Origin of the sequence: Paenirhodobacter hankyongi (assembly GCF_003664585.1) — a bacterium.
Taxonomy (GTDB): Bacteria; Pseudomonadota; Alphaproteobacteria; order Rhodobacterales; family Rhodobacteraceae; genus Rhodobacter; species Rhodobacter hankyongi.
This window is the reverse complement of the sequence record NZ_RCHI01000024.1, coordinates 22,486-48,264: the sequence shown is the minus strand read 5'-3', so window position 1 is coordinate 48,264 and position 25,779 is coordinate 22,486. Positions and strand designations below refer to the sequence as shown.

The 25,779-nt window shown below is 70.1% G+C and carries 25 protein-coding genes and 2 tRNA genes; 18 read left to right on the top strand and 9 right to left on the bottom strand.

Annotated elements, in window-relative coordinates:
- Positions 1 to 99 precede the first annotated feature (99 nt).
- Positions 100 to 747 (bottom strand): helix-turn-helix domain-containing protein, encoded by a 648-nt coding sequence (locus DYS74_RS17330; RefSeq protein ID WP_121534918.1) that lies wholly within the window; start codon positions 745 to 747, stop codon positions 100 to 102.
- A gap of 112 nt (positions 748 to 859) precedes the next feature.
- Complete coding sequence (locus DYS74_RS17325) at positions 860 to 1,762, bottom strand: hydrogen peroxide-inducible genes activator (RefSeq protein ID WP_121534917.1); 903 nt, start codon at positions 1,760 to 1,762, stop codon at positions 860 to 862.
- 132 nt (positions 1,763 to 1,894) lie between these two features.
- Between DYS74_RS17325 and katG the strand changes: the two genes are divergently transcribed.
- The gene (katG, locus tag DYS74_RS17320; RefSeq protein ID WP_121534916.1) at positions 1,895 to 4,066 is read left to right on the top strand and encodes a catalase/peroxidase HPI; all 2,172 of its coding nucleotides are present in this window, start codon (positions 1,895 to 1,897) and stop codon (positions 4,064 to 4,066) included.
- A gap of 298 nt (positions 4,067 to 4,364) precedes the next feature.
- Positions 4,365 to 5,945: a glucan biosynthesis protein gene (locus DYS74_RS17315; RefSeq protein ID WP_121534915.1), complete on the top strand. Its 1,581-nt coding sequence runs from the start codon at positions 4,365 to 4,367 to the stop codon at positions 5,943 to 5,945.
- 148 nt (positions 5,946 to 6,093) lie between these two features.
- Here the strand turns inward: DYS74_RS17315 and DYS74_RS17310 are convergent.
- Together DYS74_RS17310 and DYS74_RS17305 are read right to left on the bottom strand one after the other, a co-directional pair.
- Positions 6,094 to 6,169, bottom strand: a tRNA-Val gene (locus DYS74_RS17310).
- Positions 6,170 to 6,305: 136 nt separating this feature from the next.
- Positions 6,306 to 6,392: transfer RNA gene (locus DYS74_RS17305), tRNA-Leu, on the bottom strand.
- A gap of 337 nt (positions 6,393 to 6,729) precedes the next feature.
- Here DYS74_RS17305 and lipB point away from each other — a divergent pair.
- The 7 genes from lipB (at position 6,730) to DYS74_RS17270 (ending at position 13,336) form a co-directional block, all read left to right on the top strand.
- On the top strand, positions 6,730 to 7,419 hold the full coding sequence (gene lipB, locus DYS74_RS17300; protein WP_121534914.1) for a lipoyl(octanoyl) transferase LipB: 690 nt from the start codon (positions 6,730 to 6,732) through the stop codon (positions 7,417 to 7,419).
- An 83-nt stretch (positions 7,420 to 7,502) separates the two neighbouring features.
- Positions 7,503 to 7,907, top strand: a complete 405-nt coding sequence (locus DYS74_RS17295; RefSeq protein ID WP_121534913.1) for a c-type cytochrome — start codon at positions 7,503 to 7,505, stop codon at positions 7,905 to 7,907.
- 210 nt (positions 7,908 to 8,117) lie between these two features.
- The gene (gene ctaD / locus DYS74_RS17290; protein WP_121534912.1) at positions 8,118 to 9,788 is read left to right on the top strand and encodes a cytochrome c oxidase subunit I; all 1,671 of its coding nucleotides are present in this window, start codon (positions 8,118 to 8,120) and stop codon (positions 9,786 to 9,788) included.
- 279 nt (positions 9,789 to 10,067) lie between these two features.
- Positions 10,068 to 10,499: a YeeE/YedE family protein gene (locus DYS74_RS17285; protein WP_342769183.1), complete on the top strand. Its 432-nt coding sequence runs from the start codon at positions 10,068 to 10,070 to the stop codon at positions 10,497 to 10,499.
- A complete protein-coding gene (locus DYS74_RS17280) occupies positions 10,499 to 10,927 on the top strand; it encodes a DUF6691 family protein (protein ID WP_121534911.1) in 429 nt (142 codons plus the stop codon). The genes DYS74_RS17285 and DYS74_RS17280 overlap by 1 nt, the downstream gene beginning before the upstream one ends.
- Positions 10,928 to 11,011: 84 nt before the next feature.
- Positions 11,012 to 11,524, top strand: a complete 513-nt coding sequence (locus tag DYS74_RS17275) for a DUF2244 domain-containing protein (RefSeq protein WP_121534910.1) — start codon at positions 11,012 to 11,014, stop codon at positions 11,522 to 11,524.
- Between the two features lie 129 nt (positions 11,525 to 11,653).
- A complete protein-coding gene (locus DYS74_RS17270; RefSeq protein WP_121534909.1) occupies positions 11,654 to 13,336 on the top strand; it encodes a c-type cytochrome in 1,683 nt (560 codons plus the stop codon).
- A gap of 65 nt (positions 13,337 to 13,401) precedes the next feature.
- Here the strand turns inward: DYS74_RS17270 and DYS74_RS17265 are convergent, their stop codons facing one another.
- From DYS74_RS17265 to DYS74_RS17250, 4 genes are read right to left on the bottom strand one after another with little or no spacing between them, the layout of a single operon-like run.
- Positions 13,402 to 14,184 (bottom strand): heme ABC transporter ATP-binding protein, encoded by a 783-nt coding sequence (locus DYS74_RS17265; RefSeq protein WP_121534908.1) that lies wholly within the window; start codon positions 14,182 to 14,184, stop codon positions 13,402 to 13,404.
- Between the two features lies 1 nt (position 14,185).
- Positions 14,186 to 15,244 (bottom strand): FecCD family ABC transporter permease, encoded by a 1,059-nt coding sequence (locus DYS74_RS17260; protein ID WP_121534907.1) that lies wholly within the window; start codon positions 15,242 to 15,244, stop codon positions 14,186 to 14,188.
- 1 nt (position 15,245) lies between these two features.
- Positions 15,246 to 16,100, bottom strand: a complete 855-nt coding sequence (locus DYS74_RS17255) for a heme/hemin ABC transporter substrate-binding protein (RefSeq protein ID WP_121534906.1) — start codon at positions 16,098 to 16,100, stop codon at positions 15,246 to 15,248.
- A complete protein-coding gene (locus DYS74_RS17250) occupies positions 16,097 to 17,140 on the bottom strand; it encodes a hemin-degrading factor (protein WP_121534905.1) in 1,044 nt (347 codons plus the stop codon). The genes DYS74_RS17255 and DYS74_RS17250 overlap by 4 nt, the downstream gene beginning before the upstream one ends.
- Positions 17,141 to 17,331: 191 nt before the next feature.
- On the opposite strand from DYS74_RS17250, the gene DYS74_RS17245 reads away from it, so the two are divergent.
- From DYS74_RS17245 to DYS74_RS17215, 7 genes are all read left to right on the top strand, one after another.
- On the top strand, positions 17,332 to 19,434 hold the full coding sequence (locus DYS74_RS17245) for a TonB-dependent receptor domain-containing protein (RefSeq protein WP_121534904.1): 2,103 nt from the start codon (positions 17,332 to 17,334) through the stop codon (positions 19,432 to 19,434).
- Entirely contained in the window at positions 19,428 to 19,838 is a 411-nt protein-coding gene (locus tag DYS74_RS17240) for a hypothetical protein (protein WP_121534903.1), read from the top strand. The genes DYS74_RS17245 and DYS74_RS17240 overlap by 7 nt, the downstream gene beginning before the upstream one ends.
- On the top strand, positions 19,835 to 20,509 hold the full coding sequence (locus DYS74_RS17235) for a MotA/TolQ/ExbB proton channel family protein (RefSeq protein ID WP_121534902.1): 675 nt from the start codon (positions 19,835 to 19,837) through the stop codon (positions 20,507 to 20,509). The genes DYS74_RS17240 and DYS74_RS17235 overlap by 4 nt, the downstream gene beginning before the upstream one ends.
- A 3-nt stretch (positions 20,510 to 20,512) precedes the next feature.
- On the top strand, positions 20,513 to 20,878 hold the full coding sequence (locus DYS74_RS17230) for an ExbD/TolR family protein (RefSeq protein WP_245965324.1): 366 nt from the start codon (positions 20,513 to 20,515) through the stop codon (positions 20,876 to 20,878).
- A 4-nt stretch (positions 20,879 to 20,882) separates the two neighbouring features.
- Entirely contained in the window at positions 20,883 to 21,266 is a 384-nt protein-coding gene (locus DYS74_RS17225; RefSeq protein ID WP_121534901.1) for an ExbD/TolR family protein, read from the top strand.
- Positions 21,263 to 22,063, top strand: coding sequence for an energy transducer TonB family protein (locus tag DYS74_RS17220; RefSeq protein ID WP_121534900.1), 801 nt, complete (start codon positions 21,263 to 21,265; stop codon positions 22,061 to 22,063). The genes DYS74_RS17225 and DYS74_RS17220 overlap by 4 nt, the downstream gene beginning before the upstream one ends.
- 70 nt (positions 22,064 to 22,133) lie before the next feature.
- On the top strand, positions 22,134 to 23,417 hold the full coding sequence (locus DYS74_RS17215; RefSeq protein ID WP_121534899.1) for an NAD(P)/FAD-dependent oxidoreductase: 1,284 nt from the start codon (positions 22,134 to 22,136) through the stop codon (positions 23,415 to 23,417).
- Here DYS74_RS17215 and DYS74_RS17210 read toward each other — a convergent pair.
- Complete coding sequence (locus tag DYS74_RS17210; protein ID WP_121534898.1) at positions 23,414 to 24,304, bottom strand: LysR family transcriptional regulator; 891 nt, start codon at positions 24,302 to 24,304, stop codon at positions 23,414 to 23,416. The genes DYS74_RS17215 and DYS74_RS17210 overlap by 4 nt on opposite strands.
- A gap of 130 nt (positions 24,305 to 24,434) precedes the next feature.
- Here DYS74_RS17210 and DYS74_RS17205 point away from each other — a divergent pair, with 130 nt between their 5' ends.
- Both DYS74_RS17205 and DYS74_RS17200 read left to right on the top strand, forming a co-directional pair.
- The gene (locus DYS74_RS17205; RefSeq protein WP_121534897.1) at positions 24,435 to 24,857 is read left to right on the top strand and encodes a DoxX family protein; all 423 of its coding nucleotides are present in this window, start codon (positions 24,435 to 24,437) and stop codon (positions 24,855 to 24,857) included.
- 75 nt (positions 24,858 to 24,932) lie between these two features.
- Positions 24,933 to 25,736 (top strand): VOC family protein, encoded by an 804-nt coding sequence (locus tag DYS74_RS17200; RefSeq protein WP_121534896.1) that lies wholly within the window; start codon positions 24,933 to 24,935, stop codon positions 25,734 to 25,736.
- The last annotated feature ends 43 nt before the right edge of the window (positions 25,737 to 25,779 follow it).

The following is a 25,779-nucleotide window of genomic DNA, read 5'->3' as shown; positions in this document are numbered from 1 at the left end:
TTCTCACGATGCAAATCGTGCCGCTTTTCCGGGCAGTTTTCCCCGCACCTCACCCCGCCCAAGCCGCAATTCCGGGCAGATCACCCCTCACGCCAGCCCTCACGCAACCTGCGGATAGGTGATGATCGACAGATAGCGCGCCGGAAGCTCGATCAGCTCCTCGGGCCCATGCGGCGCATCCGAATCGAAGAGCAGCGTGTCGCCGGGTTCGAGGCGATAGACCTGCTCGCCGTGGCGGTAGTCGACCACGCCCTCGAGCATGTAGAGCATCTCGATCCCCTCGTGCTGGAAGGTCTGGAAGCGGTCGCTCTCGGTGGTCAGCACGATCAGATAGGGTTCGACCACCACGCCCGAATTGTTCGAGCCGATATGGCCGAGCAGGTGATACTGATGCCCGGCGCGGGTGCCGGCACGTTCGATCTCGACCCCCTCGCCCGCCTTCACATGCATGCAGCCGCGCGGCTCCTCATAGCCCGAAAAGAGCTGCACCAGCGGCACCCGCAGCGCATGGGCGAGCGACTGGATCGTGGTCAGCGAGGGCGAGATCACCCCGTTCTCGATCTTCGAGAGCATGCCGACCGACAGCCCGGTCTGCGCGGCCAGATCGGAACCCGTCATCCGCTGCCGCTTGCGCAGCTCGCGCACCTGGCGGCCGATCGCCACCTCGAGGTTCTTCTCGCGCGTCTCGCGCACCGCGTGCGGGTTCTGCGACAGACGCTCTTCCGTTGCAGCGCTCTTTCCGGCCATGCCCAAATTCCTTCCGCAATCCCTGCGCGCCCGGGCCAGGGCCCGCGGCAAATCCTTCTGCTTGTCGCGGTTTCGCGGGCCGCTGTCCATGCCCGACCGCAAGAGCGCGCGCTCAGTGCGCCACGTCACCGCACCCGACGCCGCGCACGATCGCCGCGATGCCGGCCAGCTGATCGGCGAGCGGGCTCGACCGGCGCCAGACCATGCCGATGGTGCGCCGCGGCCGCGGCTCGGGCAGGCGCGCGATCGAAACCTCGGCCGAGCGGGTCTCGACCGGCACCGCCATCTCGGGGATCAGCGTCACCCCGATCCCCGCCCCCACCATCTGCACCAGCGTGGCAAGCGAACTGCCCTCCATCAGCGCGCGCGGCGCCGAGGGCGGGATCTTGCAGAAGGAGAGCGCCTGATCGCGGAAGCAATGCCCCTCTTCCAGCAGCAGAAGCCGCATCTCGCGCAGTTTCTCGGCGCTTGGCACCGGCTTGCCGGCATCGGCGGGGGGCCGGACCAGAACGAATTCCTCGTCGAACAGCGCGACCTCGTCGAGCGCGGGCTCGGAAACCGGCAAGGCGACGATCGCCGCATCGAGCCGCGCCGCCAGCAGATCGGCGATCAGCTTGCCGGTCACCGCCTCGCGCGGGCGCGGATCGAGCCCCGGGTGGGTCTCGGCCAAGGCGTGGATGATGCGCGGCAGCAGATAGGGCGCGACGGTCGGGATCACCCCCAGCCGGAAACGGCCGGCCAGACTGCCCCGCGCCGCGCGCGCCAGATCGCCCAGCTCGTCGACCGCGCGCAGGATCTCGCGCGCGCGGGTGGCGAAATCCTCGCCAAGGGCGGTGAGCCGGATCTGCCGCGCCGCGCGCTCGACCAGCGGCGCGCCGACGATCTCCTCGAGCTCGCGGATCTGCATCGACAGCGCCGGCTGGGTGATCGCGCAATCCTCGGCCGCCCGGCCGAAATGGCCAAGTCGCGCCAGCGCCTCGAAATAGCGCAGATGTTTCATCGTCAGCGGATTCATCAGGCGAACTTATCAACGCCGTAAGGAAATGCAATTATCCTTTATCGCGCCCCTCCGCTAGCCTGCATCCATCGGGGAACCGGACGCAGCGCCGGCCCCTTTCAGATCATGACCCAAGCCCTGGAGGAGACCATGGACGGCAACGAGATGAAAACCGCCGGCAAATGCCCGGTGATGCACGGCGCGATCACCAGCGAGGCGCGCTCGGTGATGGAGTGGTGGCCGAATGCCCTCAAACTCGAGATCCTGCACCAGCACGACACCAAGACGAACCCGCTTGCGGGCTTCGACTATCGCGAGGCGGTGAAGGGGCTCGACGTCGCCGCGCTGAAGCGCGACCTCGCGGCGCTGATGACCGACAGCCAGGACTGGTGGCCGGCCGACTGGGGCCATTACGGCGGGCTGATGATCCGCATGGCCTGGCACGCGGCGGGCAGCTATCGCGCGGCGGACGGGCGCGGCGGTGGCGGCACCGGCAACCAGCGCTTTGCCCCGCTCAACTCCTGGCCCGACAACGTCTCGCTCGACAAGGCACGCCGGTTGCTCTGGCCGATCAAGCGCAAATACGGCAATGCCGTCAGCTGGGCCGACCTGATCATCCTGGCCGGCACTGTCGCTTATGAGACGATGGGGCTGAAGACCTTCGGCTTCGGCTTTGGCCGCGCCGATATCTGGGCGCCCGAGATCGACACCTATTGGGGCGCCGAGAAGGAATGGCTGGCGCCGTCGGACGAGCGCTATGGCGACGTCGACAAGCCCGAAACCATGGAGAATCCGCTCGCCGCGGTGCAGATGGGGCTGATCTACGTCAACCCCGAGGGGGTGAACGGCAAGCCCGACCCGCTGAAAACCGCGGCCCAGGTGCGCGAGACCTTCGCCCGCATGGGGATGAACGACGAGGAGACGGCGGCGCTGACCGCGGGCGGGCATACCGTGGGCAAGACCCATGGCAACGGCTCGGCCACGGCGCTTGGCCCCGATCCGGAAAGCGCCGGCCCCGAGATGCAGGGCCTGGGCTGGGCGAATCCGAACCAGCACGGCAAGGCGGCGAATGCGGTGACCTCGGGGCTCGAGGGCGCCTGGACGACGCATCCCACGGTCTTCGACATGGGCTTCTTCGACATGCTCTTCGGCCATGAGTGGGAGCTGCGCAAGTCGCCCGCCGGTGCCTGGCAATGGGAGCCGGTCGAGATCGCGGAAGAGGACAAGCCGCTTGATGCCTCCGATCCCGGCAAGCGCCACAACCCGATGATGACCGACGCCGACATGGCGATGAAGGTCGACCCGGTCTATCGCGCGATCTGCGAGAAGTTCATGGCCGATCCGGCCTATTTCAACGACACCTTCGCGCGCGCCTGGTTCAAGCTGACGCATCGCGACATGGGGCCGAAGGCGCGCTACATCGGGCCCGAGGTGCCGGCCGAGGATCTGATCTGGCAAGACCCGGTGCCGCAGGGCCCGACGGGCTATGACGTCGCCGCGCTGAAGGCGAAGATCGCGGCCTCGGGGCTGAGCACGGCCGAGCTTGTGGCCACCGCCTGGGACAGCGCCCGCACCTTCCGCCAGTCCGACTATCGCGGCGGCGCGAATGGCGCGCGGATCCGGCTGGCGCCGCAGAAGGACTGGGAAGGCAACGAACCCGCGCGTCTGGCGAAGGTGCTGGCGGTGCTCGAACCGCTCGCGGCGGAAGCCGGCGCGAGCCTCGCCGACACCATCGTGCTTGCCGGCAATCTCGGCGTCGAGACGGCGGCCGCGGCCGCGGGCGTGGCGCTCGAGCTGCCGTTCTCGCCCGGCCGGGGCGACGCGACCGAGGCGATGACCGACGCCGAGAGCTTTGCCCCGCTCGAACCGATCCATGACGGCTTCCGCAACTGGCTGAAGAAGGACTATGTCGTCGCCCCCGAGGAGCTGCTGCTCGACCGCGCCCAGCTGATGGGGCTGACCGCGCCCGAGATGGTGGTGCTGCTCGGCGGGCTGCGGGTCATCGGCGCGAACCACGGGGGATCGGCGCATGGCGTGCTCACCGACCGGGTCGGCGCGCTGACGCCCGACTTCTTCGTCAACCTGACCGACATGGCGAACACCTGGGTGAAGGCGGGCGATCACTACGAGATCCGCGACCGCAAGAGCGGCGCAGTGAAATGGACGGCGACGCGGCTCGACCTCGTCTTCGGCTCGAACTCGATCCTGCGCGCCTATGCCGAGCTTTACGCCCAGGACGACAACGCCGGAAAGGTGGTGCGCGACTTCGCCGCCGCCTGGACCAAGGTGATGGAGGCCGACCGCTTCGACCTCGCCCGGTAAGACCCACCGAAAGGCGCCGCCCCGCGCGGCGCCTTTCTCCTTGCGCGCCCCCCCGAGTCGGTTTTCGAGCCCCCCGGGGGGCGAAACCGCCCCACGACTGCCTGAAATCAATGCAGTTCGACGCGCGCCCAGAGTGCTCCCCCGCGGTGACAGCCTTCGCGACCCTGCCCACCGCCTGACGCCCGGGCGCGAAAGCCACAATGACGGCCTCGCGATCGCCGTCCGCACGCTTTCATCTGCACAAGATCGCCGCCCGGAAATATGGTGCGCGCGAAGCATCTCAACGCAGATCACAGACATGAACAGACGAACTTTCCTGCAGGGCGCGACCTTTCTCACCGGCGCCCTGATCCTGCCCTCGGCCGAGGCCTTCGCCGCCCCCGACGCGCAGCCCTTCTCCTATGACGCGCTGATCGCGCGGGCGCAGAAAATGGCCGGCGCCGCCTATGTTCCGCCGCTGATGCCAAACCCCGCGGTGGTGCAGCAGATCGACTATGCCCGCCACGGCGAGCTGGTCTTCCGCACGCAGAAGGCGCTGTTCTCGGGCCAGCCCGACACTGGCAAGGAACAGGGCTATCCGCTCGAGTTCTTCCCGCTTGGCATGTATGCGCCGAAGCGGGTGCAGATGTTCCTGGTCGAGGACGGGCTCGCGACCGAGATCCGCTATAACCCCGACCTGTTCGACATGCCGGCCGACAACCCGGCGCGGCAGCTGCCCTCGGATGCGGGTTTCGCGGGCTTCCGGCTGCAGGAATGGTATCAGGCCGACGACTGGGTGCGGCAGGACTGGGTCGCCTTCCAGGGCGCATCGTACTTCCGCGCGATCGGTGCGGACGGCCAATACGGGCTTTCGGCCCGCGGCATCGTGCTGAACGCCGCCGCCGCGATGCCCGAGGAATTCCCCGACTTTCGCGAGTTCTACATCGCGCAGGAACGGGACTCGACCCCCGACACCCCGGTCACCGTCTGCGCGCTGCTCGACGGGCCGAGCGTCACCGGCGCCTATCGCTTCCGCATGACCCGCGGGCTTGACCGCTCGAAGGGCGTGGTCATGGAGATCGAGGCCAAGGTCTTCCTGCGCGCCGATGTCGAGCGGCTCGGCCTGGTGCCGCTGACCTCGATGTTCTGGTTCGGCGAATACGGCAAGGGCCGGATGCAGGACTGGCGCCCCGAGGTGCACGATTCGGACGGGCTTGCGATGTGGACCGGCGCCGGCGAACGGATCTGGCGCCCGCTCAACAACCCCGACGAGACCCGGATCTCGGCCTTCGCCGACGAGAACCCGCGCGGCTTCGGCCTGCTGCAGCGCGACCGCAACTTCGACCACTTCCTCGACGGCGTCTTCTACGACCGCCGCCCGAGCCTGTGGGTCGAGCCGATCAAGCCGCTCGGCAAGGGCGCGATCGAGCTGATGGAGATCCCGACCGACGACGAGATCAACGACAACATCGGCGCCTTCTGGGTGCCCGAGGGGCCGGCGCTGAAGGGGGCGAGCTACGACCTGCACTATCGGCTCTACTGGCTGAGCGACGAACCCTTCCCGGCGACCAACATCGCGCGCACCGTCGCCACCCGGATCGGCCGCGGCGGCCAGCCGGGCCATGTGCGGCCGCCGAACGTGCACCATTTCGCGGTCGAGTTCGACCGCCCCTCGGTGATGACGCAGATCCCCTATGGCGTCTTCCCGAAGGTGGTGGCAAGCGCCAGCGCCGGCGCGATCAGCCGCACCTTCTCGGAACCCGTGCCGAACGGCAACGTCTGGCGCGGCAACTTCGACCTCGAGGTGTCGCCGGGCACGGTGGTCGATCTGCGGATGTATCTCGAACTGGACGGCAAGCCGCTGACCGAGACCTGGCTTTACCAGTTCGAGGCGAACTGACGACTGGCGGCCGCCGGCGCGACAGCGTGCGGCGGCCGCCCTCCCGGGCCTGCGCCCGAACGAAGCTCGCGCCTGAAAACAGCACTCCCCGCCCCTGCACGGCAGGAACCGCGCCACGGAAATTCCACGGTTCGTGATCTGGAGGAGATGGTGGGTGATGAGGGACTCGAACCCCCGACATCCTCGGTGTAAACGAGGCGCTCTACCAACTGAGCTAATCACCCGGCTGCGCCGTTCTTAGAACGACGGCGCGGCGGCACGCAAGCCCTGCCCGGCGATCGGCGCCTTGCGTCAAGCCTTCAGCAACCGCCCGTCCGAAAAACCAAACCCCCGGGAGCTTGCGCCCCCGGGGGTTTAGAATGGTGCGGTTGAAAAGACTCGAACTTTCACGGGAGTTACCCCACAGCGACCTCAACGCTGCGCGTCTACCAATTCCGCCACAACCGCACGTTCTGGCTTGGTGGAGAGGCATTTAGCGGAGCCTATCGGGAATGAAAAGCGGAAAATTCCGTTTCCTCGCATTTCTTTGCGAAAAAATCGGCGGCACGGTGAAGCCATGACGCAAGCCCTCAATGTTCGTTGGGAAATCCCTGCCCCGGAACGGCGAAGCCGCAATTCCGCGCGCTCCCCCCCGCCACGGCCCGCCCCTCCCCGCCAGAAGCAATTCGTGCCCGATGCCGGCCTGCCGGGACCTTCCGCCCGGAGCCACCACCTCCCTGCCGTGAATCACTCTTGAGACACGAGGCATCTTCCCCTACCTCCGGCACAGCCGCAGGAGGTGCCGATGCCCGAATGGATCCAGTCCGACCGTCTTGTTCCCTATGAGGAGGCGCTCGCCTTCATGGAGGAGCGCGTGGCGAAGATCGCCCGCGGCGAGGCCGACGAGGCGATCTGGCTGCTCGAGCACCCGCCGCTCTATACCGCGGGCACCTCGGCCAGGCGCGAGGATCTGGTCGATCCCGACCGCTTCCCGGTCTATGACGCGGGCCGCGGCGGGCAATATACCTATCACGGCCCCGGTCAGCGGGTGGTCTATGTCATGCTCGACCTGAACCGGCGCGGCCGCGACGTGCGCTGCTTCGTGCGCGACCTCGAACGCTGGGTGATCGCGGCGCTCGCCGAGTTCAACGTGACGGGCGAGATCCGGCCGGGCCGCGTCGGGGTCTGGGTCAGCCGCCCCGACCGGCCGCGCGGGCCCGACGGCGCCATCGCCGAGGACAAGATCGCCGCGATCGGGGTGAAGCTGCGCCGCTGGGTCAGCTTCCACGGCATCTCGATCAACGTCGAGCCGGACCTGAACCATTTCGGGGGAATCGTGCCCTGCGGGATTCGCGATCACGGCGTGACCTCGCTCGTGGATCTCGGCCTGCCGGTGGCGATGGCCGATCTCGATGCCGCGCTGCACAAGACTTTCGTCGCAATTTTCGATACCCCGGCGGGGTCCTGTGCAGAATTGAATAACGCGACCATTTGACCCGTGGTATTGAGGGGGACCGGCTGCCAAGAGCAGCCAGCCCGGCCGGACCCCGGGCCGAGACAAGAACCAAGGAACCCGCGATGAAGCTCAGCCTCTACGTCACTCTCGCCGCCGTCGCCTTCGCTGCCCCGTCCTATGCGGGCGATGCCGAAGCCGGCGCCAAGCTCTTCACCAAGTGCAAGGCCTGCCACTCGATCGTCGCCGATGACGGCACCGCGATCGTCAAGGGCGGCAAGGTCGGCCCGAACCTCTACGGCGTCGTGGGCCGCCCCGCCGCGAGCTATCCCGACTTCAACTATGGTGACGGCATCAAGGGCGCCGCGGCCGCCGGCCTCGTCTGGGACGAAGCGCTGATCGCCGAATATGTCGTCGACCCGACCAAGTTCATCGACAGCCACGGCGGCACCGGCGCCTCGAAGATGACCTTCAAGCTGCCGAAGGGCGGCGAGGACGTCGCGGCCTACCTGGCTTCGGTCAAGAAGTAAGATCGGGATCTTCCCGACCGGGCCCGGGCGGCGCAATCCGCCCGGGCCTTTCCATGTCCGCGCCCCTGCCCCCCGGCATCCGCGCGGCCCTGCGACATTTTTTCGCATCCCCTCTCTCGAAATCGTTGCCCGGCGCGGAATTGCACCCTAGGCTTCCCCAATGCGGCGCACACGGGAGGGGAGACCCGGCCGCACACAGGGAGGAAATACATGGCGGACGCAGCCCTTCACGGCGGTGCGCATGACAGCCGCGGCTTCTTCACGCGCTGGTTCATGTCCACCAATCACAAGGACATCGGGGTTCTCTACCTGATCACCGCAGCCTTCGTCGGGCTGATCTCGGTCGGCTTCACGGTCTACATGCGGCTCGAGCTGATGAACCCCGGCGTGCAATACATGTGCGAGGAAGGCGCGCGGCTGATTGCCGATGCGAGCCAGCCCTGCACGCCGAACGGCCATCTGTGGAACGTGATGATCACCTATCACGGCGTGCTGATGATGTTCTTCGTGGTGATCCCGGCGCTCTTCGGCGGTTTCGGCAACTACTTCATGCCGCTGCATATCGGCGCGCCGGACATGGCCTTCCCGCGGCTGAACAACCTCAGCTACTGGCTCTATGTCGCGGGCGTCGCGCTCGGCATCGCCTCGCTCTTCGCGCCCGGCGGCGGCGGCGGGCATGGCGCGGGGGTGGGCTGGGTGCTCTATCCGCCGCTGTCGACCTCGGAAGGCGGCTATGCGATGGATCTGGCGATCTTTGCCGTGCACGTCTCGGGCGCCAGCTCGATCCTCGGCGCGATCAACATCATCACCACCTTTCTGAACATGCGCGCCCCGGGCATGACGCTGCACAAGGTGCCGCTTTTCGCCTGGTCGGTCTTCGTCACCGCCTGGCTGATCCTGCTGTCGCTGCCGGTGCTTGCGGGCGCCATCACCATGCTGCTGATGGACCGCAACTTCGGCACCACCTTCTTCAACCCGGCAGGCGGCGGCGACCCGATCCTTTACCAGCACATCCTGTGGTTCTTCGGCCACCCCGAGGTCTACATCATCATCCTGCCGGGCTTCGGCATCATCAGCCACGTCATCGCCACCTTCGCCCGCAAGCCGATCTTCGGCTATCTGCCGATGGTCTATGCGATGGTGGCGATCGGGGTGCTGGGCTTCGTCGTCTGGGCGCATCACATGTACACCGTGGGCCTCAGCCTGACGCAGCAGAGCTATTTCATGCTGGCCACAATGGTGATCGCGGTGCCGACCGGCGTGAAGGTGTTCAGCTGGATCGCCACGATGTGGGGCGGCTCGATCGAGTTCAAGACGCCGATGCTCTGGGCCTTCGGGTTCCTGTTCCTGTTCACCATCGGCGGCGTGACCGGCGTGGTGCTGAGCCAGGCGCCGCTCGACCGGGTCTATCACGACACCTATTACGTCGTGGCGCATTTCCACTATGTGATGAGCCTTGGCGCCGTCTTCGCGATCTTTGCCGGCATCTATTTCTGGATCGGCAAGATGTCGGGCCGGCAATACCCCGAATGGGCGGGCAAGCTGCATTTCTGGATGATGTTCATCGGCTCGAACCTGATCTTCTTCCCGCAGCACTTCCTTGGCCGGCAGGGCATGCCGCGGCGCTACATCGACTATCCCGAGGCCTTCGCGACCTGGAACAAGGTCTCCTCGATCGGCGCCTTCATCAGCTTCGCCTCCTTCCTGCTGTTCTTCGGGATCATGGCCTATACGCTGCTCGCCGGGCGCCGCGTGGCCAAGGCGAATTACTGGAACGAATACGCCGACACGCTGGAATGGACGCTGCCGAGCCCGCCGCCCGAGCATACCTTCGAGCAGCTGCCGAAGCGCGAGGACTGGGACCACGCCCACAGCCACTGACGGGCGCGGAGCAATCGCACCGAAAGGCCCCGGCAGCCCCGGGGCCTTTTGCCGTTCCGCAGGGAAAACGTGCTGGCAGAGGGAAATCCACGCGGCACAGACAGAACGTTGATCTGCGCAGGTGCCAGATTCCGCACATGCGTTCCGCCCCTCCTCCCCGCACCGAACCCGGGTTCCGACGCCGGGCAGCCCCGACGCGCCGCGGTCCTTATTTCCCGTGACCGGTGGACTTGGCCCCTGCCCCGCCCCAGATTCCCGGGCAGGAACGAAAGGACCGCCATGTTCGCGATGATTCCCCATGACTGGATCGCCGGCCTTGCCGGAGGGCTGATGATCGGCGCCTCGGCGGCGCTCTTGCTGCTCGGCAACGGCCGCATCCTCGGCGCAAGCGGCATCCTCGGCACGCTGCTGGCGGGAGAGGATCCGGCGCGCGAGCGGCTTGCCTTCGTCGCGGCGCTGATCGCGGCCCCGGCACTCGCCGCCCTCGCCTTCGGCGCGCCGGCCTTCGCTCAGGCGCGCGAGCTGCCGCTCGTGGTGCTGGCGGGGCTTCTCGTGGGCATCGGCACGCGGATGGCGAATGGCTGCACCTCGGGCCATGGCGTCGTCGGCATGGCGCGCTTTGCGCCGCGCTCGATCGTCGCCACGCTCGTCTATCTGGGCGCCGGCTTCGTCACCCTGTTCCTTGTCCGCCACCTGCTCGGAGCGATCTGATGCGTCTTGTGATTTCCGCCCTTTCGGGCGCGCTCTTCGGCCTTGGCCTGCTGGTCTCGGGGATGACCGATCCGGCGAAGGTGCGGGGCTTTCTCGACCTCGCCGGCGCCTGGGACCCGACGCTGATCTTCGTGCTGGGCGGCGCGGTGGCGCCGATGATCGTCGCCTGGCGCATCGCCGCGCGCACCCGCCGCGCGCTGACCGGCGCCCCCTTCCCGCCCGCCCCCGCCCCGCGCATCGACGCGCGGCTTGTCGCGGGCTCGGTTCTCTTCGGCGCGGGCTGGGCGCTCGCCGGCTTCTGCCCCGGCCCGGCGCTTGCCTCGCTCGGCTGGAGCGGGGTCACCGGCCTCTCCTTCACCCTCGCGATGGCGGGCGGCATGATCGTGCACGCCCGCCTCGCCGCCCGGCGCAGCCTGCAGCCGGCCTGATCCTCCCCCGAAGGCCCGCCTGCAGGCTTGCCGCGTCGCGCCCTCCCGCCTAGGCTGGGGGGCGCGATGTTGCGAGGCATCCCCATGCCCTACCGCTGGTCAGGCTCTGTGCCCGAGGTCAGGCTCCTGCTCTGGCCCCATCGCTCGCTGCCGCCCGCGGGCTTCGTCACCTTCATCTCGATCACCGCCGCATTGCTCAGCCTGCCGCTGCTCGCCGCGCTCGGCTCGCCGGTGCTCTGGGGGCTGCTGCCCTTCATCGGCGCCACGCTCTGGGCGCTCTGGGTCGCGCTTGGGCGGTCCTGGCGGGCGGGCGAGATCGTCGAGCGGCTCGATCTGAGCCCCGGGCGCATCACCCTGACCCGGCAGGCGCGCGGCACCGCGCCGCGCGAGTGGCAGGCGAACCCGTGGTGGGTGCGCCCCTGCCTGCACCCCACCGGCGGCCCGGTCGCCGATTACCTGACCCTGACGGGCGGCCCGCGCGAGGTCGAGCTCGGCGCCTTCCTGACCCCGGCCGAGCGCCGTGCGCTCCATGCCGAGCTGAGCGCCCGGCTCGAGGCGCTGCGCGCCGCCGCGGGGCCCGGCGCAACCGCGGATTGACGGGTTTCCGTGCGGATCGCCCGCTTTTGCGGCACCCTAGGGGTAAACCCCGATATCCCGACACGGCACGATCCAATAGGACAAAACATCGCACCACGCATTTCAGGGACAGGACAGGGAGGTCCAGCCATGCACGCCCGTCGCCAGACGCTTGCCGGTCTGACGCTGCTGCTCGCCGCAAGCGCAGCCCAGGCCGGAGACGACATCACCCCCTTGATCACCGAGGGCACCGACACCGTTCCCGCCTGCGCCACCTGCCACGGCGAGACCGGGCTCGGCAGTGCCGACGTGGGCGCGCCGATGATCGCGGGCATGGACGCGGGCTTCCTTGCCGGCGCGCTGCGCGGCTTTGCCGCCGGCACCCGGCGCGGCGACACGATGTCGGGCATCGCCCCCGAGCTGAGCGAGGCGCAGATCGATGCGCTTGCCGCGCATTTCGCCGCGCTTGCGCCCGAGAAGCAGGACTGGCCGCTGCCCGAGACCGACACCCCCGCCGATGTCGCCCGCGGCGAGGCGATCTTCCGCAATGGCGCCTGGGATGCGGGCGTGCCGGCCTGCGCCAGCTGCCACGGCCAGAACGGCGAGGGCCAGAGCGCCACCTTCCCGCGCATCGCCGGGCAGGAGCCCGCCTATGTGATGACCCGGCTCGAGCAGCTGGCCGAAGGCGATCAGCCCTCGGACGACAGCACCGTGGCGCTGATGGCCGCGGTCGCGCGCAAGCTCTCGCCCGAGGACCGTGCGGCGCTCGCGGCCTTCGTCGCCACGCTCGACCCGACCGCGGGCCATGTCACCGGCTACACCGCGGCGAACCTCGCCTGGGACGTGCCGAAGATGAAGGCCTCGCCGCTCGCGGACGCCATCGACTGGACCGCCGCGCAGACCGCCTATGAGAAGCAGCAAAAGCGGATCAACAACCCGAAGGTCTATACCCACACCCCGCCCACGCCCGACCAGATCCCCGAAGGGCCCGAGGGCGAGATGATCCGCTTCGGCCGCGACATCTTCATCAACACCCAGCAGCTGCGCGGCACCTATGTCGGCAACGACCTCGCCTGCACCAACTGCCACCTGAACGCCGGCGCCAAGGCCGATGCCGCGCCGATCTGGGCGACCACCGTCGACTTCCCGCAGTATCGTTCGAAGAACCTGCATGTGAACACGCTCTACGAGCGGCTTGCGGGCTGCTTCACCTATTCGATGAACGGCACCCCGCCGGCGCCCAACAGCAAGGTGATGGTCGCGCTCGAAAGCTACATGAAGTGGCTGGCGACCGGCATCCCCTCGGACGCGATCATCGAGCCGCGCGGTTATATCTACCTGCCGGTGCCCGAGCAGAAGCCCGATTACGCCCGTGGCGAGGCCGTCTACGAGGCGCGCTGCGCCGCCTGCCACGGCAGCGACGGCGCCGGGGTGAAGAACGGCGATCACGTCGCCTTCCCGCCGCTGTGGGGCGAGAACTCGTTCAACTGGGGCGCGGGGATGCACGACCTCGAGAAGGCCGCGGGCTTCATCAAGCACAACATGCCGCTCGGCAATGCCGATCTCAGCGATGCCGATGCCTGGGACGTGGCGCTCTACATCGACAGCCACCAGCGGCCGCAGGACCCGCGCTGGCTCGGCTCGGTCGAGGACACGCGCCGCTTCTTCCAGCGCGGCTCGAACACCTACGGGCTGACGACGCCGGCGGGCAAGATGGGCGACATCGGCGCGCCGCTGCCGAAACCCGCGGGGCTGAGCGCGGCCGAGAGCGTCTCGCCGAAGCTGACCGACGTCGCGCGGGCGCAGATCGCGGCCGAGGGCGCGGCGAACTGATCGCCGGCCCTTGAAACGACGAAGGGGGCGGCCCGGCCGCCCCCTTTTCATGTGTTCCGGCCGGATCAGGCCGACAGCGCCTCGATCGGCGGCGGCAGCACCCAGGGCCCGCGCACCGGCGCCACGCCGACCCGCAGCGGGCAGCCGTAGACCCGCGACAGCAGATCGTCGCGCAGCACCGCCTCGGGCGGGCCCGCCGCCTCGATCCGGCCCGCGGCCATCAGCACGATCCGGTCGGCAACGCTCGCCGCCAGGTTCAGGTCGTGCAGCACCGCGACGACGCCGCCACCGCCTTGCGCAAAGCGGCGCAGGATCGCCATCACCTCGACCTGATGACCGATGTCGAGGCTCGCCACCGGCTCGTCGAGCAAGAGCCAGCGCGGCCCGGCATGGCCCGAGGGGTGCCAGACCTGCGCCCGCACCCGCGCCAGATGCGCCCGCGCCTGCTGCCCGCCCGACAGCTCCTGGATCGGCCGATGGGCAAAGGCCGAGAGCCCGACCTCGGCCAGCGCCGCCGCGACGATCTCCTCGCCCGCCTCGATCCCCGATTGCAGACCAAGGCGCACGACCTCGGCCACGGTGAAGGGGAAGGCGACGGTGCTCGCCTGTTCCATCACGCCGCGCAGCGCGGCAAGCCGCCAGGGCGCGGTTCGCGCCACCTCGTGGCCGGCAAGCCGCACCGAGCCGGCATAGGGGATCTCGCCCGAAACCGCGCGCAGAAGCGTCGACTTGCCCGAGCCGTTCGGGCCGAGGATCACCGTGACCTCGCCCGGCGCGGCATCGAGGTCGATGCCGGTCAGCACCTCGGCCCGGCCAAGACGCACATGCAGATCGGCGATGCGCAGCATGTCACAGCCCTCCGAAGCCGCGCCGGCGCAGCAGGATCCACAGGAAGACCGGCGCGCCCAGGACCGCGGTGACGATGCCGATCGGCAGTTCGGCCGGCACCACGACGCGGCGCGCGACGAGATCGGCGAGCACCAGCAGCGCCGCCCCCAGCAGTGCCGCATCGACCAGCAACCGGCGATGGCCGGGCCCGGCCAGCAGCCGCAGCAGATGCGGCACGACGATGCCGACGAAACCGATGCCGCCCGCAAGCGCGACCGCGGCGCCCGCAAGCGCCGCGACGACAAGGACACTGTGCCGCTTCAGCCGCTCGATATCCGTGCCCATATGCGCGGCCGCCGCCTCACCAAGCGCCAGCGCATCAAGCCCGCGCGCAAGCCGCGGCGCAAGCAGCAGTGCCGGCACGATCAGCGCCGCCCCCGCGATCAGCCGCAGCCAGCTTGCCCCGGCAAGCGATCCCATGCCCCAGAAGGTCAGGTCGCGCAGCTGCCGGTCATCGGCGAGATAGGTCAGCACCCCGGTCAGCGCCCCGGCCATCGCGGCAAGTGCAATGCCCGCGAGCAGCAGCACCGCGACCGAGGTCCGCCCGCCGCGGCTGGCGACGCGATAGAGCAGCAGCGTCGCGCCCCAGGCGCCCAGAAAGGCCGCGATCGGCACAAGGTATTGCCCCAAGGTCGCGACCAGCGCCCCGGGCAGAAGCCCGCCCAGCACGATCGCGCCCACCGCGCCAAGCCCGGCACCAGCCCCGACACCGACGATGCCCGGATCGGCAAGCGGGTTGCGGAAGAGCCCCTGCATCACCGCGCCCGCCACCGCAAGCCCGGCGCCGACGAGGATCCCCATCGCCAGCCGCGGCAGGCGGATGTCGAGCAGAACCACCTTGTCGCGCGCCGCGATCCCCTGCCCCGAGAGCAGATCGCCCAGCACGCCGTGCAGCGAGACGCCGGCGGCGCCGCTGCCCACCGACAGGAGCGCCGCCGCCAGCAGCAGCGCCACCAGCCAGGGCCGCAGCCGCGCCGCCCGCGGCTGCCCCGGCCGCGGCAGGTCGAGCGCCATCGCCATCTCAGCCCCCCTCCGCCGGGGCATAAAGCGCCGCGTGCAGGGCCTCGACCGCCTCGGGGGTGCGCGGGCCAAAGCCCAGAAGCAGCATCCCGTCCATCCGGATCACCGCGCCCGCCCGCGCCGCGGGCGTCGCGCCAAGCGCCGGATGCGCCTGCACATCGGCATCGGTGACCGCCAGATCGCCCTCGCGGTCCATCATCACGATCACATCGGGCGCAGCCTCAAGCACCGCCTCGTCGGTCATCTGCTTGTAGCCGGTGAACCCGGTCGCGGCGTTCTCGGCCCCGGCGAGGCGCAGGATCGCATCGGCCGAGGAGCCCTCGCCCCCCGCCATCACCCGCCCGCCCTGGATCGCCAGCACGAAGAGCACGCGCTTGCGCTGCGCGACCTCGGCCGCGGCGCGCTCGGCCGCCGCCATCCGGGCGCGGAAACTGCTGGCCAGCTCGGCCGCCGCCGCCTCGCGGCCAAGGGCATGGCCCACGACCTCGATCTTCTCGAGAACGCCCTCGGGCGAGGCCGCGCCCGGCAGGGTGATGAACTGGACCCCCGCCGCGCGCAGCACCTCGATCGCCTCGGGCGGGCCCGCCGTCGCCTCGGCGAGGATCAGGTCGGGGCCAAGCGCCAGCACCCCTTCGGGGGACAGCGCGCGGACATAGCCCACATCGGGCAGCGCCGTGACCGAAGGCGGAAATTCCGAGGTGCTGTCGCGCGCCACCAGCCGGTCTTGCGCGCCAAGCGCCACGACGATCTCGGTCACCGCGCCGCCAAGGCTGACCACCCGCTCGGGCGGCGCGGCCAGTGCCGGCGCGGCCAGCAGCGCCGCCAGCAGCGGCGCGGCAAGGCGCGCGCCGATCATTGCGCCGCCTCCTTGCGCGGCAGCCCCGCAAGCGTCGCGTTGAAGGCGTCGATGCCGCCATGCTTGCGCGAGCCGAAGATCTGCAGGATCAGCCCGCCATCGGCGTCGAAGGCCTCGAGGCTCAGCGCCGGGCCGTTGTTCGTCGGCTTGTCGACCAGCCAGACCTCGGCGATGTGGTCGCCGCGCAGGTGCAGGTTGAAGCGCGGGTCGAGCACGTTGATCCAGGGCCCCATCGGGGTGACGGTCTCGATCGTGCCACTGTGGATCTCGATGCAGCCCTGATTGCCGACGAAGATCATCAGCGGCGTCTGCGATGCCGCGACGCGGTCGAGCAGCAGCCCCACCGACTCGGGCGCCATCGCCACGGCATAGGGCGCGCCCGCATGGCGATAGGCGCCCAGCCGGTTGAACTTGAGCTTCGAGACGAGGCGCAGGAACTGATGCGTGTCGGTCATCTTCGCCCATTCGGCGCGCAGCACCTCGACCCGCTCGGCATCGCCCTTCGGTGCCTCGGTCAGCGCGCGGGGCTCGAGCGCAAGGCTGTCGGACTGATCGTCAAGCCGCAGCGCCTCGACCAGCCGGGCAAAGGCCGCGACGTCGGATTCCGGCTTGAGATGGACCTTGTGCACCGCATCGCCCGCCGCATCGAAGACCTGGATCGAGCGGCTGTCGCCGTCTTCCAGCGCGAAGGCATGGAGCCAGTGCCTGCCGAAGAATCGCATGTCGATCTCGTCGCCCAGAACCATCTGCGCATGCGCGCCCGAGTGGTATTTCTCGTAGGTGCCGCGCCGCTCGATCACGCAGCTCTCGTTGCGGGTCAGCGCCATCACGTCGCCAAGCGTGCACACCAGCGGGATCAGCTGATCGGGATGGGCGGCGATACGGGTTGCCCCGTGGCCGACCTGCGCCGCCACCAGCTCGGCCTCGGCAAGGCCGTGGCGGGCTGCGAAGTCGCGCGCCCGCAGTTTCGGCTCCTCCGCGCGCAGGGCGCGGATGCGGTCGCTCGTCAGGGGATGGGTCAGGGTGCCGTCAGCGGCCATGGCGTTCCTCTTGTCGATGGAAGGCGCGGATCTGGCGGGAGGCAGGGCCTCGGCTGGGCGCGATGAGATGTCTGAAGACATACTTGACTAATTAACTCAGATTCCTTAAGGCCCGTCGCCAGAGAGATCAAGCCAGATTCTGCACCGCCAGCTTCGTGCCAGCCCCCCCGCAGAGACACAAAGGGGACACCATGGCACGCTTGCCTTCCGCCCGTCGCGGGCACCTTCTGCTCACCGTCACCACCGCCGCGCTGATCGCGGCGCAGCCCGGAGCACTGGCCGCGCAGGAGGCGGAAAGCGCCTTCACCCTGCTCGGCCGGCTGGTCTTCGGCTGGGGCACGCCGAAAGTGGCGATCGACACGCCGCAGGCGGTGACCGTGCTCGATCAGCAGGACCTCGACCGCGAACAGCCGCGCAGCATCGGCGACCTCTTCGCCAATGTGCCGGGCGTGCAGGCGGCGGGCGCCTCGGCGCGCGCCCTTGGTCAGGCCTTCAACATCCGCGGCATCGGCAATGCCGAGCAGACCTCGAGCCAGAACCGGATCATCGTCACCGTCGACGGCGCGGTGAAGTTCTTCGAACAGTATCGCACCGGCTCGTTCTTCGGCGACCCCGAGCTCTACAAGCGCGTCGAGGTGCTGCGCGGACCGGCGTCCTCGACCCTCTACGGCTCGGGCGCGATCGGCGGCGTGGTGAACTTCACCACCAAGGACGCCACCGATTTCATCCCCGAGGGCCAGACCGGCGCGGTGCGCTTCAAGGGCAGCTATGACAGCAACGGCGACGGCACCGTCGGCACCGTGACGCTGGCGCAGAAGCTCGGTGCGAACGCCGACCTGCTCGCCAGCTTCTCGACCGGCAACTCGGGCGACATGAAGGACGGCGCCGGCGACACCATCCAGGCGACGGCGGGCGAGCGCTGGTCGGGGCTGATCAAGGGCAACTACCACTTCGGCGAGGCGGGGGACCAGCGCCTGACCTTCAGCCTGTCGCGCACCGACAGCGACCTCGACAAGGCCGCGGTGGCGCAGACCGGCGGCGCGGTGGCCAGCTATTTCGGCACCTCGGACCTGCACGCGATCGACGACACCGTGGCGCTGACCTATGCGCACGAGGGCGCGGGCAATCCCTGGCTGAACCTGAACGCCACGCTCAGCTATTCGAAGACCTCGACCGAGCGCGACAACTTCTCGCTCGGCGCCTATTGCTCGCCCGGCAGCTATCAGGTGCTCTGTCCGAACACCGCAAGCTACGAGACGACGGCGCTCAAGGTCGAGAACACCATCGAGATGAGCCGCGGCGCCTGGGAGAACTATGTCACCCTCGGCGCGCAGCTCTCGCATCAGAACCGCTTCGCCACCTCCTCGCTCGGCGCGCTGGCCTTCCACCCGGGCGGCACCGAGGACAAGCTCGGCCTCTATGTGCAGGGCGAATTCGTCTGGAACGACCGGCTGACGATCACCCCGGGCCTGCGCGCCGACCGCAGCTGGCTGAGCCCCGACAGCGCGGCCGCGGCCGCCGGCGGCACCGATCAGAGCGGCACCGCCGTCTCGCCGAAGATCGCCGCACTTTACGAGCTGAACGACAGCTGGGGCGTCTTCGGCTCGCTCGCCCGTACCGAGCGGATGCCGACGCTTGACGAGCTCTACCAGAGCGATGGCCGCGGCAGCGCCGGCCGCACCCCGAGCCTCAACCTCGACAAGGAAAAGGCGACCACGATCGAGGCGGGCCTGACCTATCAGACCCAGGGCCTGCTCAGCGAAGGCGACAGCCTGACCGCGAAGGCGACGCTCTTCCACAACGACCTCACCGACCTGATCGCGGCGAACCCCTCGGGCTCGGTCAATGTGCCCTATTTCCACAACATCGACTCGGCGAAGATCTGGGGCGGCGAGATCGAGGCCGCCTATGAGGCCGAGCGCTGGTTCAGCCAGCTCGCCTATTCCAAGGTGAAGTCGAAGGATGACGCGACGGGCAAGACCCTGACCGACACGCCGGCCGAGAACATCGCGCTGACGCTGGGCGCCAAGTTCCAGAATCAGGGCATCCGCGCCGGCTGGCGGGTGCAGGGCTTCTCGGGGATCACCACCGCCTCGAGCACGACCTCGGGCACCGGCTTTGCGGTGCATGACCTCTTCGTCACCTGGGCACCGCAGGATGGCGCGCTTGCGGGGGTCGAGGTCAACCTCGCGGTCGAGAACGTCTTCGACCGCGACTATCGCAACAACCTGTCGCTCGACAACGCGCCCGGGCGCAACGTCAAGCTGTCGCTGGCGAAGGCGATCACGTGGTAAGGGCAGCGTTCCTTGCGGCCTGTTGCGCGGCGGCGACCCCGGTTGCCGCGCAAGACGCCCCCCGGCTCGGGCTGACGCTCGCCGGTGCCGCGCCCGAGGGCGCGGCCTGCCGGCTGAGCTTCCTGGCCGAGAACCGGCTTGGCGCCGATCTTTCGGCGCTGGTGCTGGAAGCGGTGGTGTTCACCAAGGCGGGCGAGGTCGAGCGGCTGATGCTGCTCGATTTCCGCGATCTGCCGGCGGGCAAGCCGCGGCTGCGGCAGTTCGATCTGGCCGGCACCGACTGCGGCACGATCGGGCAGGTTCTGATCAACGGCGCGACGCGCTGCGAGGGCGTGGCGGAGGGGGCCTGCATCGGCGCCCTCGCCCCTGCCTCGCGCGTTGCGGGCATGGAGGTGACGGGATGAGCGGATGGTTCGCGGCGGCGCATGCGGCGCTCGTCGATTTCGTGGCCCTCGGGGGCTGGGTGGTGGCGCTGCTGCTCGCGATCTCGGTGATCGCCGGCGCGGCGGTGCTGTGGAAACTGTGGGATCTGGCCATGCTGCGAGTCGGCCCGCATCCGGCGCTTGCCGCGGCGCTCGCCGACTGGCAGGCAGGCCAGCGCACCGCCGCGGCGGCCCGCCTCGCCTCGGGGCGCAGTGCGCTTGACCGGCTCGCTGCGCGGGCGATGGCCGCGGGCGCGCCCGAAACGCTCCGCCCCCGCCTTCAGGCCGAGACCGAGGCCCATGCCGCGCGCGCCGAGGCCGGGCTGCGCCTTCTTGACGCGATCGTGCAGACGGCGCCGCTTCTGGGCCTGTTCGGCACGGTTCTGGGGATGATCGAGGCGTTCCAGACGCTGCAGGCGGGCGGGTCCTCGGTCGACCCGTCGCAGCTTGCCGGCGGGATCTGGGTCGCGCTGCTGACCACGGCGATGGGGCTCGGCATCGCGATGCCGGTGTCGCTGTTTCTCAGCTGGACCGAAAGCCGCATCGCGCGCGAGGCGCAGGGCGCGGCGCTGATGGTCGAGGTGCTGTGCGGCCCGGCCCTGCCCGAGACGCCCGAAACCGCATCCCGCCCGCTGGTTGCCGTGCAGGGCTGAGCCATGGCCACCCGTCCCCGCCTCCGCCGCCCGCTGTCGATGACCTCGCTGATCGACGTCATCTTCCTTCTGCTGATGTTCTTCATGCTCGCCACCACCTTCACCCGCACCACCGAGCTGCCGCTGGCGACCGGCGGCGCGGGGGCGGCCACGACGGGCGAGCGGCCGATGCTGGTGCGGCTGAGCGAGGACGGGCTGAGCCTGAACGGCCGCGCCCTTGACACCGAGGCCCTGCCCGAGGCGCTGGCCGGCCAGACCTCCCCCCGCCTGCTCGTCGCACTGGCCCCCGGCGTCAGCAGTCAGCGCCTTGCCGATCTTCTCGCCACCCTGCGCCGCGTGCCCGGCGCCCGGGTGCAGGTGCTGGGGTAAGCCGATGCGCCGCTTCGCCCGCCGCCGCTCGGAACCGACGATCGCGCTGATCAACGTGGTCTTCCTGCTGCTGACCTTCTTCCTGGTCGCCGGCGCGATCGGCGCGCGCCCGCCCGCCGGGCTGCAGCTGGCGCATCTGACGGGCGGCGACCCGGCCCCGATGCGCGGCACCGTCGCGCTCGATGCCGAGGGCACACCCCTCTGGCCCGAGGGGGTGGCAGATGCGGCAGGCTTCGTCGCCACCCTGCCCGCCGAAAGTGCCGGCACCGCGCGGATCCTGCCCGACCGCGCCGCCCCCGCCGCGGCACTGGTGGCGCTCGCCCGCGCGCTGCGCGCCGCAGGGGCGCAGGAAGTGCGCATTCTCGCCGAACGGGAGGGGAAGGAATGACCCGCAGATTCATCCTTGGCCGCACGGTGGCGGTTGCGGCGCTGCTGCTGTCGGGCGCGGTCCACGCGCTGGTGCTGGCAGGCTCGGCCCCGGGCCTGAGCGAGGCGCCGCCCGGCGGCGGTGGTGGCACCGAGATCGCGCTTCTCGGCAACGGCTTTGCCGATCTCGCGCAGGGCACCCTTGCCCCGGTGGCGCCGGCCGAGACGGCCGAGGGCGCGCAGCCGGTCGCGCCCGTCACGGCGCTTTCTCCCGTGGCCGAGGCGCTCGATCCCGTGGTGCCGGCCGCACAGGCCCCGGTGCCCGCGCCCGAGCCCCTGACCGCCCTGCCCGATCCCGCGCCCCGGCCGCAGCCGACCCCCGCCGCAAAGCCGAAGCCCGCCCCGAAAGCCCCCGCCAAGGCCGCCGCCGCGCCGCAAAAGGCGCAGGCCCGCGGCAATGCCGATCACGACGCGCGCCGCGGCGCCGCACAGGGCAGCGAGGCCGGCCACGGCACGCAGGCGCAGAGCACGGCGGGGGGCGGCGGTTCTGGCACCGCCGCCTCGCCCGCGCGCTATGCCGCCGCGGTGATCCGCAAGATCCGCGCCGTGCCGCAGCATCGCGGCTCGGGCCGCGGCACGGCGCTGGTCGGCTTCGAGATCGCTCCGGGCGGCGGACTGGCGCGGGTCACGATCCTGCGCAGCTCGGGCTCGGCACCGCTTGATGCCGCAGCACTCGACCATATCCGCCGCGCCGCGCCCTTCCCGCCGCCGCCCGAGACGCCCGCGCGCTTCTCCTTCGAGTTCAGCGCCCGCGGCTGAGCCCCGATCGGGCTGGACGGCGACGCCGCGCCGGGGCAGATCTGGGGCTCCCCTGCCCCGGAGCCCGCCGATGCCCGACGCTTTCCGCCCCCTCTACACCACCACCGCCAAGCCACAGGTCAACGCCCCGCCGCTTGCCGGCGAGACCCGCGCCGATGTGGCGATCGTCGGCGGCGGCCTGACCGGGCTGTCGAGCGCGCTGCATCTGGCCGAGGCGGGACTGTCCGCCACGCTGCTCGAGGCCCGGGCGATCGGCAATGGCTGTTCGGGGCGCAATGGCGGGCAGGTGAACCCGGGGCTGAAACTGCTGCCCGACGCGGTCGAGGCGCGGTGGGGCAAGGATCTGGGCGGGCGCATGGTGGCGCTGGCGCATCGCGCGCCCGGGGTGGTCTTTGACCTGATCGACAAGCACGGCATCGACTGCGCCCCCGCCCGCACCGGCACGATCCGCGCCGCGGTCGATGCCGCGGGGGTGGCCGAGCTGCGTGAACTTGTCCGGCAAAGCGCGGCGCGCGGCGGGGCGGTGCGGCTGCTTGATGGTGCGCAGATGCGGGCCGCGACCGGCAGCGACTTCTACCGCGCCGGGGCGCTTGATCCGCGCGGCGGGCATCTGAACCCGCTCGCCTATACCCGCGGCCTTGCCCTTGCCGCGCAGCGCGCCGGCGCCCGGCTGCATGGCGAGAGCCCCGCCCTTGCCGTCGCCCGCGAAGGCGGGCTGTGGCGGGTGCGCACGGCACAGGGCGCGGTGCTGGCGCCCGAGCTGGTGATTGCCACCAACGGCTATACCGGCGATCTCTGGCCCGGGCTGAAGCGGGTGATCGCGCCGGTCTACACCTATATCGCCGCCACCGACCCGCTGCCCGAGGCGCTGCGGCGCGCCGTGATGCCGGCGGGATCGGCGCTGTACGAGGCCGACTGGGAGGGGGTCTATTACCGGCTCGACGAGGCCGGGCGGCTGCTGATCGGCGGCCGCGGGCCGCAGCGCGACGCCCGCAGCGCCGCCGACTATCGCCACCTCGCCCGCCATGCCGAGGCGCGCTGGCCGGCGCTGAAGGGGCTCGACTGGCCCTTCCGCTGGCATGGCCAGGTGGCCGTCACCGCCGACCATTTCCCGCATCTGATCGCGCCCGAGCCGGGCGTGCACCTGATGCTGGGCTATAACGGCCGCGGCGTGGCGATGGCGACGGTGGCGGGCGCGGCGATCGCCACCCGCATCGCCAGCGGCGGCCACGCCCGGATCGACCTGCCGGTGCGGCCGCGGATCACGCCGATGCCGCTTCAGCGCTTCTGGCGGGCGGGGGCCGAGATCGCCACCGCCGCCTTCCTGCTGCGCGACCGCCTGCGCGGCCGCTAGAGCGCGGCAAGCCGGCGGCGCAACACCGCGGCGAAGGCGGTGGTCTTGTGCTGACGAAAGGCCGTGGGCAGGGTCAGCAGGTGAATGGGATGCGCCGGCCCGGCGAAATCCCCCAGCACCTCGACCAGCGTTCCGGCCGCCAGATGCGGCGCCAGGAAGATGTCGGGCGCATGCACCAGCCCGTCGCCCGCCAGGGCCATGCGGATGGTGATCGCCGCGCTGTTCACCGCAAGGCTGCCCGGCAGGGTCATCGTCACCGGCCCCTCGGGCGTCTCGAAGCCCCACCGGCCCGGGCGCGCCTCGTTCAGGTCGAGAAGCGCGCGATGGCCCTGGGCGAGGTCGGCCGGATGCAGCGGCACGCCCGCCTGCGCGAGATAGGCGGGGCTCGCCGCGACACGCAGCACGGTCTCGCCCACCTTCTGCATCCGCAGGCTGGAATCGAGCGGGATGCCGATGCGCACCGCCATGTCGAAACCGCCCGCGGCAAGGTCGGTCAGCCCGTCCGACATCACCATCTCGACCCGCATCCCCGGATGCTCGGCCAGGAAGGCGCGCACCGTGTCGGCCACCACGAGTTCCCCCAGCGTCGTGCCGCAGGCCAGCCGCAGCCGCCCGGTCAGCCCCTCGCCCGGCTCCTGCAAGGCGCCCTGCGCCGCCTCGACCGCATCGATCGCGGCCCGCGCAAAGGGCAGCCAGCGCGCCCCGTCATCGGTCAGCGAGACCGCCCGCGTGGTGCGGTAGAGCAACGTGTGGCCCAGCCGCTCCTCGAGCGCCGCGACGTATTTGCTCGCCACCTTGTTGGTGATGCCCAGCCGCGCCGCCGCGGCGGTGAACGAGCCGCTCTCGGCCACGGCGACGAAGGTGCGGATGCCGTCGAGCAGATCCATTCAGATTATCTCTAAAATGGCGAAATTGATTGAATGATAATGCCCATTCTGTGCCGTGATGCAAGGCGCTATCTCTTCCCCATCACAGGGACGGCCACGGCGGCCGCCGACACGGACAAGGATACGGATCATGACTTCGCTTCTCTCGACTTTCGGTTTCGGCTCGGCCGAGGCCATCGCTCTCGCCGCGCTGGTGCTGCGCGTCAGCCTCGGCGGGCTCTTCCTGGCGCATGCCTGGCTGAAGATCTTCGTCTTCACCCCCGCGGGCGCCGCAGGCTATTTCCGCTCGCTCGGCCTGCCCGGCTGGTTCGCCTATGCGACGATGGCGGCCGAGGTGCTGGGTGGCATCGCGCTGATCGTCGGCTTCGAGACCAGCCTCGTGGCGCTGGTGATGATCCCGGTGATCCTGGGCGCCGCCTGGTTCGGCCACCGCAAGAACGGCTTCTGGTTCACCAACCCCAACGGCGGTTGGGAATACCCGGCCTTCTGGGGGCTCGCCCTCTTCGTTCAGGCGCTGATCGGTGGCGGCTTCCTCGCCTTCACCCTGGCCTGACCGCCCGAACCCTCTGATGCCCGGCCGGGCGACACGCCCGGCCCCTTCTTCCATCCCGACACAGGAGACAGGACCATGGCCAGCAATGATGCCCCGATGACCGTCAACCGCGTGGCGCTGACGGTGCGCGACCTCGACCGGGTCGGCGATTTCTACCAGACCGCGATCGGCCTTGCGGCGCTGCGCCGCGACGGCGAGAGCCTGGTGCTCGGGATCGGATCGACGCCACTTCTCGAGCTGCGCCACGACCCGGCTGCCATCTCTGCCCCGCGCGGGGCGGGCCTCTTTCACACCGCCTTCCTGCTGCCCGAGCGCGCCGACCTCGGCCGCTGGATGCGGGCTGCGATCGGGCGCGGGCTGCGGATCGACGGCGCCTCGAACCACCTCGTGAGCGAGGCCGCCTATCTGCGCGACCCCGAGGGCAACGGCATCGAGATCTATGCCGACCGGCCGCGGGCCGAGTGGCAGACCGACGGCACGCGGGTGAAGATGACCTCCCTCCCGCTCGACGTGCAGGGGCTGATGCAGGCCGCGCCCGGCGACTGGCGGGACGCGCCCGAAGGCACGGTGATCGGCCATGTGCATCTTCAGGTCGGCGATCTGGCCGCGGCCGAGGCCTTCTATGCCGGCACCCTCGGCTTCGACGTGACCGAACGCAGCCCGGGCGCCACCTTCTATGCCACGGGCGGCTATCACCACCACCTCGCGACCAACACCTGGCGCAGCGCCGGGGCGGGCGCACGGGCCGAGGGCACGGCGGGGCTGGCGGAACTGGTGCTGAGCGTCGCGCCCGGCGCGGGGCCCGCGGGCGCGGCCTTTGCCGACCCCTGGGGCAACCGCGTGACGCTCGAACCCGCGCCGCTTGCCCGCGCCGCCTGAGCCGTGCAAAGAAAAAGGGCCGCCCCGTCGCCGGGACGGCCCC

What these genes read in the sequence shown, in the direction of transcription:
- DYS74_RS17330 (WP_121534918.1), bottom strand. Translation starts at nt 747, where the DNA reads ATGGCCGGAAAGAGCGCTGCAACGGAAGAGCGTCTGTCGCAGAACCCG.
- DYS74_RS17325 (WP_121534917.1), bottom strand. Translation starts at nt 1,762, where the DNA reads ATGAATCCGCTGACGATGAAACATCTGCGCTATTTCGAGGCGCTGGCG.
- katG (WP_121534916.1), top strand. Translation starts at nt 1,895, where the DNA reads ATGGACGGCAACGAGATGAAAACCGCCGGCAAATGCCCGGTGATGCAC.
- DYS74_RS17315 (WP_121534915.1), top strand. Translation starts at nt 4,365, where the DNA reads ATGAACAGACGAACTTTCCTGCAGGGCGCGACCTTTCTCACCGGCGCC.
- lipB (WP_121534914.1), top strand. Translation starts at nt 6,730, where the DNA reads ATGCCCGAATGGATCCAGTCCGACCGTCTTGTTCCCTATGAGGAGGCG.
- DYS74_RS17295 (WP_121534913.1), top strand. Translation starts at nt 7,503, where the DNA reads ATGAAGCTCAGCCTCTACGTCACTCTCGCCGCCGTCGCCTTCGCTGCC.
- ctaD (WP_121534912.1), top strand. Translation starts at nt 8,118, where the DNA reads ATGGCGGACGCAGCCCTTCACGGCGGTGCGCATGACAGCCGCGGCTTC.
- DYS74_RS17285 (WP_342769183.1), top strand. Translation starts at nt 10,068, where the DNA reads ATGTTCGCGATGATTCCCCATGACTGGATCGCCGGCCTTGCCGGAGGG.
- DYS74_RS17280 (WP_121534911.1), top strand. Translation starts at nt 10,499, where the DNA reads ATGCGTCTTGTGATTTCCGCCCTTTCGGGCGCGCTCTTCGGCCTTGGC.
- DYS74_RS17275 (WP_121534910.1), top strand. Translation starts at nt 11,012, where the DNA reads ATGCCCTACCGCTGGTCAGGCTCTGTGCCCGAGGTCAGGCTCCTGCTC.
- DYS74_RS17270 (WP_121534909.1), top strand. Translation starts at nt 11,654, where the DNA reads ATGCACGCCCGTCGCCAGACGCTTGCCGGTCTGACGCTGCTGCTCGCC.
- DYS74_RS17265 (WP_121534908.1), bottom strand. Translation starts at nt 14,184, where the DNA reads ATGCTGCGCATCGCCGATCTGCATGTGCGTCTTGGCCGGGCCGAGGTG.
- DYS74_RS17260 (WP_121534907.1), bottom strand. Translation starts at nt 15,244, where the DNA reads ATGGCGATGGCGCTCGACCTGCCGCGGCCGGGGCAGCCGCGGGCGGCG.
- DYS74_RS17255 (WP_121534906.1), bottom strand. Translation starts at nt 16,100, where the DNA reads ATGATCGGCGCGCGCCTTGCCGCGCCGCTGCTGGCGGCGCTGCTGGCC.
- DYS74_RS17250 (WP_121534905.1), bottom strand. Translation starts at nt 17,140, where the DNA reads ATGGCCGCTGACGGCACCCTGACCCATCCCCTGACGAGCGACCGCATC.
- DYS74_RS17245 (WP_121534904.1), top strand. Translation starts at nt 17,332, where the DNA reads ATGGCACGCTTGCCTTCCGCCCGTCGCGGGCACCTTCTGCTCACCGTC.
- DYS74_RS17235 (WP_121534902.1), top strand. Translation starts at nt 19,835, where the DNA reads ATGAGCGGATGGTTCGCGGCGGCGCATGCGGCGCTCGTCGATTTCGTG.
- DYS74_RS17230 (WP_245965324.1), top strand. Translation starts at nt 20,513, where the DNA reads ATGGCCACCCGTCCCCGCCTCCGCCGCCCGCTGTCGATGACCTCGCTG.
- DYS74_RS17225 (WP_121534901.1), top strand. Translation starts at nt 20,883, where the DNA reads ATGCGCCGCTTCGCCCGCCGCCGCTCGGAACCGACGATCGCGCTGATC.
- DYS74_RS17220 (WP_121534900.1), top strand. Translation starts at nt 21,263, where the DNA reads ATGACCCGCAGATTCATCCTTGGCCGCACGGTGGCGGTTGCGGCGCTG.
- DYS74_RS17215 (WP_121534899.1), top strand. Translation starts at nt 22,134, where the DNA reads ATGCCCGACGCTTTCCGCCCCCTCTACACCACCACCGCCAAGCCACAG.
- DYS74_RS17210 (WP_121534898.1), bottom strand. Translation starts at nt 24,304, where the DNA reads ATGGATCTGCTCGACGGCATCCGCACCTTCGTCGCCGTGGCCGAGAGC.
- DYS74_RS17205 (WP_121534897.1), top strand. Translation starts at nt 24,435, where the DNA reads ATGACTTCGCTTCTCTCGACTTTCGGTTTCGGCTCGGCCGAGGCCATC.
- DYS74_RS17200 (WP_121534896.1), top strand. Translation starts at nt 24,933, where the DNA reads ATGGCCAGCAATGATGCCCCGATGACCGTCAACCGCGTGGCGCTGACG.